Genomic DNA, 14,626 nt, shown 5'->3' on the forward strand with positions numbered 1-14,626 from the left:
ACGAGTAGACAAGTAGACGATATGAACATTAATAAAAGATACACATTCGTTCCTCTTGCCATCATGTTTCTTGTAGCCGGCGCTTCTGCAGCGCCGCGCTCCAAGACACAGATGAAAGCCGTGGCAATAAAGCTATTAGGTAGCGCAAGAATGAGGGCTGCGGCAAGAGGATCGTTCTCAATCGACACCAAAGCAATAAAGGAGCTGAAAGTGTCAGAGGGCTATGTGGTATATGGTTCTGAAGGCAATGGGTTTGCAGTTATAGCAACCGACGACACTTCACCAGCCATATTAGGATATAGCGACACGAAGTTCGAGCCGAAGTCAGCCAACCCCAACTTTGAGTGGTGGCTTTCTATGGTGAACGAGGCGGTGGTCTCACGCGCAAAGGCGTCTAAAGTGGCTCTTGTGAACAAGATGCCGAGCGGGTATGGCTATGCCGAGTCGGTAGCAGCTCTTTGCGAGACTCGCTGGGGACAGAATAAGCCATACAACAACCTCTGCCCTACTGCCACCAACGGCACACGCACACTGACGGGATGCGCCGCTACGTCGACAGCTCAGGTGCTTCGCTATCATCGTGCTCCGGAGCATGGCATCGGCAGCCGCACCATCTATTATCCTGCCAACAATATGTCGGGCACAAAGATAAGTGCAGACTTCGAAAAGAGCAAGTACGACTGGAACGCAATGCTCGAGACCTACGATTCCAAGTACTCCGTAGAAGAAGGCGACGCCGTGGCACTCATAATGCACGACCTGGGTGTGGCGGTTGGTATGGAGTACGGCAGCGAAACCGATGGTGGTAGCGGTGCCCTGCACGAGAATGTGGCTAAAGGCTTGCAACGCTACTATGGCATTGAGGATGCCAAATATATCGTGAGGAAGGATTATTCTGACAATGAGTGGATGCGCATCATTTACGAACAGATCAACAATAAGCAGCCTCTCGTGTATGGCGGATTCGATAAGTCAATGGGTGGCCACTCATTCGTTCTCGACGGATATGACGCAGAAGGTAAGGTGCATGTCAACTGGGGATGGGATGGCAACTACGACGGCTATTACGATATAAACATCCTCGACCCACAGGCATACAAATTCTCAAGCAATCAAGAAGCTGTGATAAACATCACGCCAGACAAGACATCATCAACCTTAAAGGGCAGCATTGCTCTTGAAGCCGCAGGAACGCTTGCTGCACAAATAGAGGCCGACAAGTTTTACAACTACGACACGCTAACAGTGAGTGGAAACATCAACGCTGCCGACCTGCGCGCGCTGCGTAGCATGGCTGGACGTGACGCTGAAGGCAACCGCACCCGCGGACATCTGCGCGTTCTCGACCTTAGTGAAGCTCGTATCATTGCCGGCTCCGACTATTACATGATGGAAAACGGCAAGAAGCTTACTGTAGAAAGAGATGCAAGTCTGCCCGACAAGGTGTTCTCAAATACGCGATTGGAGAAGATTGTGTTCCCAAAGACCGGCATCAGCAGTTTTGGCAAGGGAGTATGGGCATATACGAGCAAGCTAAAGGAAGTGGTGCTGACGGCCTCTGCCGATGCCAACTTTATATACGAAGACGGGATAGTGTACAATAGCGACAAGACTACTCTTATTGCTGCCTTACCGTTTCAGCCGAATGGTGTGGATATAAAGCATGGAGTTATCAATGTGGCCGACTATGCTTTTGCGGGTTGTAACCTTATGCCACGTGTTTCGCTCAGTAGCGATGTAAAGACGATAGGTAAGGAAGCATTTGCCAACTGTTGGTCTCTTACAGAGTTCAAAGTCTTCTCTAAGAATATACCGCAGTTAAATGGCACTAACGTTTTCAAAGGAGCCAACGTTGAGAGTTGCTTACTCATGGTGCGTGCCGGCTCAAAGATGCGTTTCCAGAACACTGCACAATGGAACGACTTTGCTAACATTGTTGAGTTTGGCACTACGATTAAGGCTCGTAATCAGGCTCGCGAATATGGCGACGAAAATCCACGACTCACCTTCACCATTATTGGTGACAAGGTAGAAGGCAAACCCGTGCTTAGCTGCGAGGCTACTACAGAGAGTAAGTGTGGTCGCTACACTATTCATATAGAGCCGGGAACTATCACAGATGAGGCGGTTGATTTTGAAGACGGCTATCTCGTTGTGACACAAGCTCCGCTTTACGTAACTGCTGAGGACGCTACTCGTGAGACTGGTATGGAGAACCCCGTGTTCAACATCACCTATGACGGATTTAAGCTTGAAGAGACGGCAGACGTACTGACTACTAAGCCGGTTGCTTCGTGCATGGCAGATGCCACATCGCAAGCCGGCAAGTACGAAATCATTGTAAGTGGTGGCGAGGCTGACAACTACGAGTTATTTTACAACAATGGTTGGCTAACGGTAACTCCGTCTACGGCTATCAACGGTAGCAGAGTAACGGAGGAAACGACCTTCAATGTGTATACTTTAGAAGGTGTTTGCGTAAAACACAATGCAAAGAACCTTGATGGTCTTGCAAGAGGTGTATATGTTGTAGCAGGAAAGAAGATTGTTAAGTAGATTACAAAAAGTGAAGCGCCCTGCGTCCGGTTTTGCCGAACGCAGGGCGCTTTCGTATATTTCTTTAGAAACCTTTGAAAAGCTTTCCGTTACAAATTACCAGATTTGTGCGCGCTTCTTCTGCGGCACGAAGAGTTTGTCAGACTTCTTGATGTTGAAAGCCTTGTACCAAGCGTCGATCTGCGGGAGAGCGCCGTTGACGCGAGCCTCAGCCGGTGAGTGCGGGTCGGTCTTGATCTGACGGTCTACGAACTCAGGACGAGCGTTGCCTGCCCATACTGTAGCCCATGAGAGGAAGAAGCGCTGCTCGGGTGTGAAGCCGTCGATTGGCTTGTTGAGAGCCGGGTTCTCCTTGAGCACGTTCTGCAGGGCGCGGAACGAGATGTTCAGACCGCCGTTGTCGCCGATGTTCTCGCCGAGTGTGAGCTTGCCGTTGATCTTCTTGCCAGGCAGAGCCTCGTAAGCGCTGAAGTAGTCGACGAGCACCTTTGTGCGAGCCTCGAAGTTCTTCTTGTCGGCTGGTGTCCACCAGTCGTTCTGGTTGCCGTACTTGTCGAACTGTGAGCCCTGATCGTCGAAGCCGTGCGACATCTCGTGACCGATTACGCCGCCGATACCGCCGTAGTTAACAGCCTCATCAACGTTCGGGTCGAAGAACGGCGGCTGGAGGATGGCTGCCGGGAAGCAGATCTCGTTGGTGGTCGGGTTATAGTAAGCGTTTACGGTCTGCGGAGTCATTTGCCACTCGGTCTTGTCAACCGGTTTGTTCACCTTGCGCGAGATATAGTCCTGCGAGAGGAATGCGCGGATGTTCTGCATGTTCTCGAAGAGCGAGAGCTGCTCGTCTACGTGGAGGTTGGTGTAGTCCTTCCATGTGTCGGGGTAGCCCACCTTCACGATGAAGTTGGCGAGCTTGTCCTGAGCCTGCGCCTTTGTAGCGGGCGACATCCATGTAGCCTCGTCGATGCGCTGCGAGAGAGCCTTCTGCAGGTTGCGCACGAGCTTAATCATCTGCTGCTTAGACGACTCGGGGAAGTACTTCTCTACGTAGAGCTTGCCGATAGCCTCGCCGAGCACGCCGCTCACGAGAGCTGTGGCACGCTTCCAGCGCGGACGGTCCTGCTGTACGCCCGACATCACCTTGCTCAGCTCGAACTCGGCTGCGCGGAAGTTGTCGTCGAGGTAGCCTGCTGCAGAGCTGATGGCGTGCGACTCGGCGTAAGCCTTGAGGTCGTCGAGCGGCTCGTCAGCCAATATCTTCTCCACCTCGTGGATAGGCTCAAGCTGGCCTACGTCGATGTGCGAGAATGCGGGGAAGCCCTCAGCCAGGAAGAAGTTGCCCCAATCGATGCCCGGGAAGTCCTTCACGAGAGCGTTGTATGTCATCTTGTGGTAGTTGGCCTGCACGTCGCGCAGCTCTACCTGGCTCTTGCTTGCCTTGGCGATGCGTGTCTCGATGCGCATTGTGGCGTCGGCCTTGCGCTGAGCAGTAGCCTCGTCGTTGCCGGCGAGAACGAGCATCTTCTTGAGGTATTCGGCGTAAGCCTTGCGCACAGCAACCACCTGAGCGTCGTCAGAGAGGTAGTAGTCGCGCTCGCCGAGTCCGAGTCCGCCCTGACCAAGACCCACGAGGTTGTTGGCAGCGTCCTTCATGTCGGCACCTACGCCGACTCCGAACATGAGGCAGTCGAGACCGCGTGCGTCGAGCTGTGCTGTGACGAGCTGATACTCGCGGCGGTCGTTCACGTCGTTAATCTTCTTCAGAATCGGCTTCAGCGGTTCTGCACCCTCGCGGTTGCGACGCACGCTGTCCATAGCGAGGTTGTAGAGCGAACCTATCTTCTGTCCGAGTGTGCCCTTGGGCTGCGGTTTAGAAGAGTACTCCTCGATGAGAGCAAGGATGCGCTTCTGGTTCATCTCGTCGAGGTCGGTGAACGAGCCGTTGCGAGCGTGTTCTGCATCAAGCGGATGGGCCTTGCGCCAGCCACCGATAGCATACTCATAGAAGTCTTGTCCGGGCTTCACTGCCGTGTTCATGTTGGCGAGGTCGATGCCCTTTGAGGTCTGCGCGCTTGCCGACATTGTAGCCAGCAGCGAGCAAGCGAGGATGATTGATTTTACTTTCATATATAATTAAGTTTAGTAATAAGCTTGGGTACTCTCAGGGAGGGCTTTCAGGGGGTGCACTTGAGACAAGTGCACCCCCTAATGATTGCAAAAGTAAGAAATTTGTGATAAATAACATATACTTGTTAGTAATCGTTAACCATTGCGCAAACGTTTACCTTGCAGTTTGGAAGAAATGCGTTCATAACTTTGCAAAAAATTGCGTAATTGTTTAATTTTGCAGCAAAATACAATTAGAATCTAATAACGACTAAACAATACTATGCAAATTACTTTTAACATCCAATACAAGACAGTATTCGGCGAAGAGCTGCTGCTGAACACCGTAGGCGGACAGCAAGGCAACCGCACAGTGGCTATGTCTACAACCGACGGTTTGACATGGACATGCGAGGTAGAGGCAGGCATGGGCGAACAGCACGTAGACTATTACTATAGCGTGCGCAACAGCTGCGGAATAAAGTGCAGCGAGTGGAAGACCATAATGCACCGACTCGACCTCAACGCGAAGCCGTCGCACCGCTTCACCGTAGAAGACCGCTGGCACGAGATACCGGGCGACACATATTTATATAGCTCGGCGTTCACCGACTGCGTCAACCGACGCGCAAAGGGCAAGGTGGAGCCGCTGGCTTACAAGAAGGCGCTGCGACTCGTGGTGCGCGCTCCGCAGTTGCACTCGGGCTCACGCCTCGCTCTCACGGGCAAAGGCGCTGCGCTGGGCAACTGGGACTTGAAGAAGGCGCTGCCAATGACCGAGCACAACTACAACGAATGGATTGTAGACATCGACGGCGACGCGCTCAATACAAACGAAAAAGAAGTAGGTTTAGGTAACAATAATAAGATTTGTAGTAAGTTAGTACACGAACTGGAGTTTAAGTTCGTGGCGTTCAGCGACAAAGGCGATGAGATGTGGGAGACATGCGACAACCGCAAGCTCACTCTCAAGCCTTTGGAGCAGAACGAAGTGCGCGTGGTGGCACTCGACCAGTCGTTCTACGCACTCTGCGACGAGAAGGTGGCGGGCACACTCATTCCGGTCTTCTCGCTCCGCTCTGAAGGTAGCTTCGGCGTGGGCGACTTCGGCGACCTTAAACTGATGGTCGACTGGATGGCAAAGACCCACCAGCGCCTCCTGCAGGTGCTGCCTATCAACGACTCTACATCCACACACACGTGGACCGATTCATATCCATATTCATGCATATCTATCTTCGCACTGCATCCGCAGTATGCCGACCTGCGCCAGTTGCCCGCTTTGAAAGACAAGCTGGAGGCAGACCGCTTCGAGGTGCTGCGCGAGGAACTGAACGCTCTGCCGCAGATCGACTACGAGCGCGTGAACAATGCCAAGCTGAAGTATCTCCGTCTGCTGTTTGAGCAGGAGGGCAAGAAGGTGCTGGCGTCGAAGGAGTTCAAGACGTTCTTCACCGACTGCGAGCGCTGGCTCGCGCCGTACGCCCACTACTGCTATCTGCGCGACTTCTACGGCACATGCGTATTCTCTGAGTGGCCCGACCACAAGCAGTGGAACGAGGCTGACCGCAAGGCGCTCAGCAACCCGAAGAGCGAACTATATAATAAGGTGGCGTTCTACTACTACATGCAGTTCGTGCTCGACCAGCAGATGCGCTCAGCTCACGAGTATGCCCGCGCTCGCGGCGTCATCCTCAAGGGCGACATTCCTATCGGCGTGAACCGCAACGGCTGCGACGTATGGCACGAGCCCGAATACTTCCACCTCGACTCGCAGGCGGGTGCTCCGCCAGACGCTTTCTCGGTGAACGGACAGAACTGGGGCTTACCGACATACAACTGGGACCGCATGATTGCAGACGGATGCGAGTGGTGGGTGCGCCGCTTCCAGAACATGGCTAAGTATTTCGACGCTTACCGCATCGACCATGTGCTCGGATTCTTCCGTATATGGGCTATACCTACCGACTGCGTAGGCGGACTGCTCGGACAGTTCCAGCCGGCACTCGCCATGTCGCGCGACGAAATACAGAGCTATGGTCTCAACTTCCAGGAGCATCTCTTCACAACGCCGTTCATAGCCCACTGGGTAGTGGAGCGCGTGTTCCGCGAACATACCGAGGAGGTTATCAAGACTTATCTCAACCACGAGCACGACGACATCTACTCGCTCAAGCCCGAATACGACACGGAGCGCAAGATTGAGACTGCGTTCGAGGGCAAGACGACGGAGAAGGACGTGTGGCTGCGCGACGGACTCTACGCGCTGGTTGACGACGTGCTCTTCGTGCGCGACCGCAAGAACCCCAACCTCTTCCACCCGCGCATCACGGCGCAGCTCAACTTCATGTACGAGGCGCTGTGGGACGGCGACAAGGCTGCGTTCAACCGACTCTATAACGACTACTATTATCGCCGCAACAACAATTTCTGGTATGGCGAGGCGATGAAGAAGCTGCCGATTCTGGTGCAGGCTACCCGTATGCTGGTATGCGCAGAAGACTTGGGCATGGTGCCCGACTGCGTGCAGTGGGTAATGCAGCAGCTGCGCATCCTGAGTCTCGAACTGCAGTCGATGCCGAAGGATCCGAGCGTTAAGTTCGGCTATCTCTCGCGCAACCCGTACCGCTCTGTGTGCACTCTCTCTACTCACGATATGCCTACGCTGCGCCAGTGGTGGGACGAAGACTGGGACCGCACGCAGGAGTTCTACAACACCATGCTCTACCGCGGCGGCGCCGCACCGCATCCGCTGCCGGGATGGCTCGCTCGCGACATCGTTTCGCAGCAGCTCACCTCGCCGTCTATGCTCTGCGTACTCTCGCTGCAGGACTGGTTCGCCATCGACGAGCGTATTCGTCTCGCTGATGCCAACGCCGAGCGCATCAACATTCCGTCTATCCCGAAGCACTACTGGCGCTATCGTATGCACATGAACATCGAACAGCTCCTCGCCGACCGCGACTTTAACGAGCAGGTGAAGGAACTGATTGACGAAGCGGGAAGAAAGTAAATTTAAAATTAAGAGTTGAAAAACGTTCAATAACAACAATCATGACCCTAAAGACCATTCTCCTCTCCTTCTTGACATCCTGCACGGCTCACAGCGCCGTCGCACAGACGTTCAACGAAGTGGAGTATTCGCCCAAAGAGACAACATTCCAGCTCACCACGTCGCCCGACGTGAAGAAAGTGAACGTGCTGCTGTCGGACACAGACAGTGACAATCCTGCCGAGCAGATGATTAAGCAGATGAAGCATGTGGGTGCGGGCAAGTGGAAGCTAACGGTGAAGAGCGACTTGAAAGGCAAGTATTATCTCTTCAGCGTGTACAACAATGCGCAGCCTGACAACACACCCGGCATATTCGCAAAGGCGGTGGGTGTGAACGGAAAGCGCGGCGCCATCGTCGACCTGCGCGACACCGACCCTGAGGGTTGGAACAGCGATGTGCGCCCGACGCTCAACAATCCGTGCGACCTCGTCATCTATGAGATGCACCACCGCGACTTCTCCGTCGACCTCTCGTCGGGACTGAAGAACAAGGGCAAGTTTCTTGCGCTCACAGAGCCGAAGGCTATCGAGCACTTGCAGCGTCTCGGCGTGAACGCCGTGCACATTCTGCCGTCGTACGACTACGCTTCCGTGGATGAGTCGAAGCCCGACGTGCCGCAGTACAACTGGGGATACGACCCGCTCAACTATAACGTGCCCGAAGGCTCCTACTCTACCGACGCCGCTACGCCGACAACACGCATACGCGAGTTCAAGCAGATGGTGCAGGCACTGCACAAGGCTGGCATTCGCGTCATACTCGACGTGGTGTACAATCATACGTTCGACATCAACGGCTCCAACTTCCAAAAGACCTACCCCGACTACTTCTACCGCAAGACTGCGGAAGGCAAGTATTCGGACGGTACGGGCTGCGGCAACGAGACGGCGAGCGAGAAGCCGCTCATGCGCGAGTTCATGAAGGAGAGCGTGGAGTATTGGGTTAAGGAGTATCATATCGACGGCTTCCGCTTCGACCTCATGGGCGTTCACGACATCGAAACGATGAACGAGATACGTGCTATGGTAGACAAGATCGACCCGTCTATATATATTTATGGTGAGGGATGGAGCGCTGGCTCTTGTGCCTATCCGCAGGAGAAACTGGCTATGAAGGCTCATGCCAAGCAGCTCGACGGCATCGGTGCGTTCTCCGACGAAATGCGCGACGCTCTGCGCGGTCCGTTCTCAGACGACCATAAGGGCGGCTTCCTCATTGGCGAGCCTAATCAAGAGGAAAGCATCAAGTTCGGCATCGTGGGTGCCATTGCGCATCCGCAGATAGATATAACGAAGGTGAACTACTCGCGAGAGGCGTGGACGAACGAGCCGTCGCAGATGGTGGCTTACGTGAGTTGTCACGACGACATGTGTCTCACCGACCGTTTGCGCGCTACAATGCCGTACATAACCGACGACGAACTGATACGTCTCGACCTGCTCGCACAGACCGCTGTGCTCACTTCGCAGGGCGTGCCGTTCATTCTCGCTGGCGAGGAGATGCTGCGCGACAAGAAGGGCGTGCACAACTCGTTCCGCTCGCCCGACTCTATCAACCGTCTCGACTGGAACAACCTGAAGCGCTATCCGCAGGTGTTCGACTACTACGCTGGTCTCATAGCGCTGCGCAAGGCGCATCCTGCGTTCCGCATGGGCAAGGCAGAGGAGGTGCGCAAGAACCTCGAGTTCGCCGATGCTCCGAAGGGCGTGGTGGCGTTCCGACTGAAGAACAACGCCGGCGGCGACGCATGGCAGAACATATACGTGGTGCTCAACTCGCAGAAGACGCCGCAGAACGTTAAGGTTGCTGAGGGCAGCTACACAAAGGTGGTGGCTAACGGCAAGGTGAACGCCGAAGGTCTCGGACTCATCAGCGGCTCTACTCTGACGGTTGCTCCGCAGTCGGCATTGATTGTTCACGATTAATACTTTAAACTATGATAAACTTCAAAAACCATTTTCTCTTGTCATTGAACAAGGGAATGAAGAGCGCGACGCTCGTCGCTCTCTTTCTTTCAACATCACTTTCTATGAATGCAGCACAGAAGATAGACCGCATCGAGCCTACAAACTGGTTCGTAGGCATGAAGAATCCGCAGGTGCAGCTGATGGTTTACGGCAAGGACGTGCGCGCTGCAGAGGTGTCGACCAACTATCCTGGCGTGCGCATCGACTCGCTCGTGCGTCTCGACTCGCCTAACTATCTGCTGGTGTACATGAACGTGAAGGATGCTAAGCCGGGCACGATGAACCTGCTGTTCCGTGCGGGCAAGAGCAAGACTAACGTGAAGTACGAGCTGAAGGCTCGCGACATGAAGGGCGAAGACCACATGGGCTTCACCAACGCCGACGTGCTGTACATGCTCATGCCCGACCGATTTGCATCGAGCGGAAAGAATCTTAAAGTGAAGGGCTTGAACGCTTACACTGTGAACCGCAAGGAGCCGTCGCTGCGTCACGGCGGCGACCTCGAAGGCATACGCCAGCATCTCGACTACTTCAACGAGCTTGGCGTCACGGCGCTGTGGTTCACGCCGGTGCTTGAGAACAACTCGCCCGACCACGGCAAGAGCAGTACGTATCACGGATACGCTACGACCGACTACTATCGTGTTGACCCGCGCTTCGGATCGAACAACGACTACCGTCAGCTTGTTTCTGATGCGCACAAGAAGGGTCTGAAGGTGGTGATGGACATGATTTTCAACCACTGCGGCTTCGAGCATCCTTGGGTGAAGGACATGCCTACCAAGGACTGGTTCAACACACCCGAATGGCTTGCGCCAGAGAATCAGGCGAAGGCTGTGAAGACGAAGACCGTGGACGGCGACCAGATGACTAACGACAAGTATCTGCAGACAAGCTACAAGCTGACGCCGGTGCTCGACCCGTATGCGTCGAAGGTAGACCTGCGCGAGACGGTGGACGGCTGGTTCGTGCCCTCAATGCCCGACCTCAACCAGCGCAACGAGCACGTGATGACTTATCTCATACAGAACTCGGAATGGTGGATTGAGACCGTTGGCATCGACGGCATACGCATGGACACTTATCCGTATGCCGACCGCAAGGGTATGGCACGCTGGATGGAGGTGCTGAACACGGAGTATCCCAACTTCAACACGGTTGGCGAGACTTGGGTGACGGAGCCGGCATACACGGCGGCATGGCAGAAGGACTCGCCGCTGGCAGAAGTGAACTCTAACCTGAAGACGGTGATGGACTTCGCGTTCTTCGACCGCATCAACCAGGCGAAGAACGAGGAGACCGACGACTGGTGGAAGGGCTTCAACCGCATATACAACTCGCTCTGCTACGATTATCTGTACGTCGACCCGTCGCACGTGATGGCGTTCATCGAGAACCACGACACCGACCGCTTCCTCGGCGAGGGTCAGGACACATTAGCTCTGAAGCAGGCGCTGGCTCTGCTGCTCACCGTCAACCGCATTCCGCAGCTCTACTACGGCACGGAGATACTGATGAACGGCACTAAGAGCTCTACCGACGGACATGTGCGCCGCGACTTCCCTGGCGGTTTCGCCGGCGACTCACACAACGCGTTCAACAAGGCGGAGCGCACAAAGGAGGAGCAGGCTATGTTCAGCTTCACAAGCCGTCTGCTCCATTGGCGTCAGAACAACGACGTCATCACGAAGGGCAAGCAGACGCAGTTCATACCGGTGAATGGCGTGTACGTAGTGGCTCGCACGTTGGGCGACAAGGCGGTGATGACAGTACTCAACGGCACATCGAAGGCTGCAACAATGCCCGTAGCCCGCTACGCCGAGATTATCGGCAACCGCACGGAGGCTACGAACATCCTTACCGGTCGCAAGATCGACCTCTCTAAGGACGTGAAGCTGCAGCCGAGAGGTGTACTTGTACTTAGTATGTAACTAAAAAAATCTCCCATATCTTCCAGCAGGCTTGTAACGTCTTGTTGGATAACGGGTTGAAGGCTGGTAGATAGCGTTTTTATCTACCAGCCATCTACCAGTATCTACCAGCATCTCCCAGACGGGCTGCCCGCCTCAATCGGGTTTTGCACATATTTCTCCTACTGTTTGCCCTTCTACACAATTATATTGTTTCGGCAAACATCAGATAACCTCAAACAATAACAATCAATTCGATACCTAAAATGAACAGATTCCTAAAATCGGCAGCCGCAATAGCATGCGGCTTGTGCCTTTCGCCGCTTAACGCGTCGGCGCAAGGCTGGCCTTCTGAATACGAGGGCGTAATGCTTCAGGGCTTCTACTGGAACAGCTACGACGCATCGCAGTGGACAAAGCTTGAGAGCGAGGCTGACGACATGGCGCCTTACTTCAAACTTATCTGGGTGCCGCAGAGCGCTTACTGCGGCGGCAAGTCGATGGGCTATAACGACCTCTACTGGTTCTCCAACTACAACTCGTCGTTCGGCACGGAGCAGGAGCTGCGCTCGATGATCGGCACGTTCAAGAAGAAGGGCATCGGCACCATCGCCGACGTCGTAATCAACCACCGCGGAACCGTGAAGAACTGGTTCGACTTTCCCGAGGAGACGTACAAGGGCAAGACGTACAAGATGACGGCTGCAGACGTTTGCGCTGGCGACGACAAAGGCAAGGCTGCGGAGGAGGCGAAGAAGCAGGGCGTGAGCCTCAGCGCCAACTACGATACGGGCGAGGACTGGGACGGTATGCGCGACCTCGACCACAACTCTGCCAACGTGCAGAACTGCGTGAAGGCGTATCTCGACCTGCTGCTCAACGACTTAGGATATGCCGGCGTGCGCTACGATATGACGAAGGGATACGCCGGAAGGTTCACGGGCTTGTACAACAAGGCGGCGAACCCCACCTACTCCGTCGGCGAATACTTCGACGGCAACAAGACGAATGTAATCAACTGGCTGAACGCTACGAAGGTGGACGACAAGATAATGTCGGCGGCGTTCGACTTCCCCATACGCTACTCGATGCGCGACGCGGCTAACAACGGCAACTGGTCGAAGCTGGCGAACGGCGGACTGGCTACCGACGTGGTGTACAAGCGCTACGCCGTGACGTTCCTCGAGAACCACGACACCGAGAAGCGCAGCGACGCCGACCAGGACCCGATACGCAAGGACACGCTGGCGGCAAACGCTTACATGCTCGCCATGCCGGGCACGCCATGCGTGTTCTACAAGCACTGGACCGACTGCAAGCAGGACATCAAGAACATGATTCTTGTGCGCTACATAGCCGGAATACACAACGAGAGCCGATGGTCGTGCACGGAGAACTCTGCGAAGCGCTACGTCGTAACCACAACGGGCAAGAACATGAAGCTGCGTGCGGCGGTGGGCACCACGGCGAACGCATACACACCCACCGACGACGGATGGGCGCTGGCTGCCGAGGGCTACCACTGGCGCTACTTCCTGCCTACTTCTGCCGAGACGGTGTTCCCGTCGCTGCCGTCGGGCGAATACTACAACGGCCCTACCGTCACGCTGCGCGCTATCTCTACAGCCAAAGACGCACAGATTGTCTACACAACTGACGGCACCGCTCCTACGGCGTCGAGCGCAAAGGTGACAAACGGCGCCAAGATTGCGCTGCCCGACGGCAAGTGCACGCTGAAGGCTGCGCTGCTCGTGAACGGCAAGGTGGGCGCTATCGTGACACGCACATACAGCGTGCATAAGTTCGAGGCTTACAACATCGCCGTGTATGTCAACACCGACAACGTAGGCTGGACCAACTGCTACTTCTGGACGTGGGGCGGCGACGACACACACGCACCGGCTAACAAAAAATGGCCGGGCGACAACGTGACGACACCGACGGAGAAGAACGGAAAGAAATGGTACAGCAAGCAGTTCAAGATAAACACACCGACCGACTACGTCAACTTCGTGTTCGCCAAGTCGAGCTCGGTGCAGACCGCCGATGTAACGGGCATTAAGGCGAACGCCTACTTCGAGATACTGAACCAAAAGGACTCTCAGGGCCACTATCTCCTGAAGAACGTGACAGCCGACCAGCCCACCGCCATCATAGACATCGCAGCCAACGCCGCCCCAGCCACCACAACCGTAGTGGCGACCGACGGCAGAACGGTGCGCCGCTTCAAGAGCGCCGTGTCGGCAGCCGAGGCTGTCGACGGACTCGCTGCAGGCATATACATCGTGAACGGCAAGAAGATTCTCGTGCGTTAAAGCCGTTGCCTTAACAATAAAAGCGGGAATGCCTTAACAATAAAAGTAAGGTTTATGCGTTTAATAAGAAGTTCTTACACAACAATTAAAAGAATTTCTTATACAATGACATACATCAGACATCTACTCAAGGCGTACCCGGTATCGTGCTTCTATATCCTTATGATATGGATTCTGTGTTTCGCAACGATACCGAGTACGCCGCTCGACAACGTCACTTTGATAGACAAATGGGTACACATAGCCATGTACGGCGGCACTTGCGCCACTATATGGCTCGAATATCTGCGCCTTCACAACACGAAGCGTCAACCCGTAATGCACATCGCATCGCCCTCAGACAAGCCAATGCTGAGCTGGACAAAGCTGTTCTGCCTCGCCTGGATTGCGCCCATACTGATGAGCGGCATCATCGAGATTCTGCAGGAATACTGCACTGGCGGACGCCGCAGCGGCGACTGGCTCGACTTCGCAGCCAACTCAATCGGAGCGACAGTCGGTGCGGTAGCAGGCGTAGGAATGGTGATTCTAAAGAGACGCCACCGATTCTAAAGAGACGCCACATTATACGTCTTTTTGTTTTTGCTTGTTTTTTATCATTCTATTCCTACAAATTGATGCTACAAGAACAAACACCAATTGAATGGCTATAAACACAGATATAACCCGTTGGCGGAATTAATTTAAGTTGATAAATATGAGTAAAAAGTTGCACAT

General features: G+C 54.5%; 7 protein-coding genes. 6 read left to right on the top strand and 1 reads right to left on the bottom strand.

What is annotated here, in order from left to right; genetic code table 11:
- Nucleotides 1–21: 21 nt before the first annotated feature.
- On the top strand, nucleotides 22–2,556 hold the full coding sequence (locus KTQ90_RS07455; RefSeq protein ID WP_217317842.1) for a C10 family peptidase: 2,535 nt from the start codon (nucleotides 22–24) through the stop codon (nucleotides 2,554–2,556).
- A 96-nt stretch (nucleotides 2,557–2,652) separates the two neighbouring features.
- Here the strand turns inward: KTQ90_RS07455 and KTQ90_RS07460 are convergent, their stop codons facing one another.
- Nucleotides 2,653–4,683, bottom strand: a complete 2,031-nt coding sequence (locus tag KTQ90_RS07460; protein ID WP_217317843.1) for a M13 family metallopeptidase — start codon at nucleotides 4,681–4,683, stop codon at nucleotides 2,653–2,655.
- 262 nt (nucleotides 4,684–4,945) lie between these two features.
- Here KTQ90_RS07460 and KTQ90_RS07465 point away from each other — a divergent pair, with 262 nt between their 5' ends.
- From KTQ90_RS07465 to KTQ90_RS07485, 5 genes are all read left to right on the top strand, one after another.
- Nucleotides 4,946–7,675, top strand: a complete 2,730-nt coding sequence (locus KTQ90_RS07465; RefSeq protein WP_217317844.1) for a 4-alpha-glucanotransferase — start codon at nucleotides 4,946–4,948, stop codon at nucleotides 7,673–7,675.
- 41 nt (nucleotides 7,676–7,716) lie between these two features.
- Entirely contained in the window at nucleotides 7,717–9,642 is a 1,926-nt protein-coding gene (gene pulA / locus KTQ90_RS07470) for a type I pullulanase (protein WP_217317845.1), read from the top strand.
- Between the two features lie 56 nt (nucleotides 9,643–9,698).
- Entirely contained in the window at nucleotides 9,699–11,615 is a 1,917-nt protein-coding gene (locus tag KTQ90_RS07475) for an alpha-amylase family glycosyl hydrolase (RefSeq protein WP_217317848.1), read from the top strand.
- A 245-nt stretch (nucleotides 11,616–11,860) separates the two neighbouring features.
- Nucleotides 11,861–13,909, top strand: coding sequence for an alpha-amylase family glycosyl hydrolase (locus tag KTQ90_RS07480; protein WP_217317846.1), 2,049 nt, complete (start codon nucleotides 11,861–11,863; stop codon nucleotides 13,907–13,909).
- Between the two features lie 105 nt (nucleotides 13,910–14,014).
- Nucleotides 14,015–14,461, top strand: a complete 447-nt coding sequence (locus KTQ90_RS07485) for a VanZ family protein (protein ID WP_217317847.1) — start codon at nucleotides 14,015–14,017, stop codon at nucleotides 14,459–14,461.
- The last annotated feature ends 165 nt before the right edge of the window (nucleotides 14,462–14,626 follow it).

Source organism: Leyella stercorea, from assembly GCF_019052365.1.
Classification (GTDB): domain Bacteria; phylum Bacteroidota; class Bacteroidia; order Bacteroidales; family Bacteroidaceae; genus Prevotella.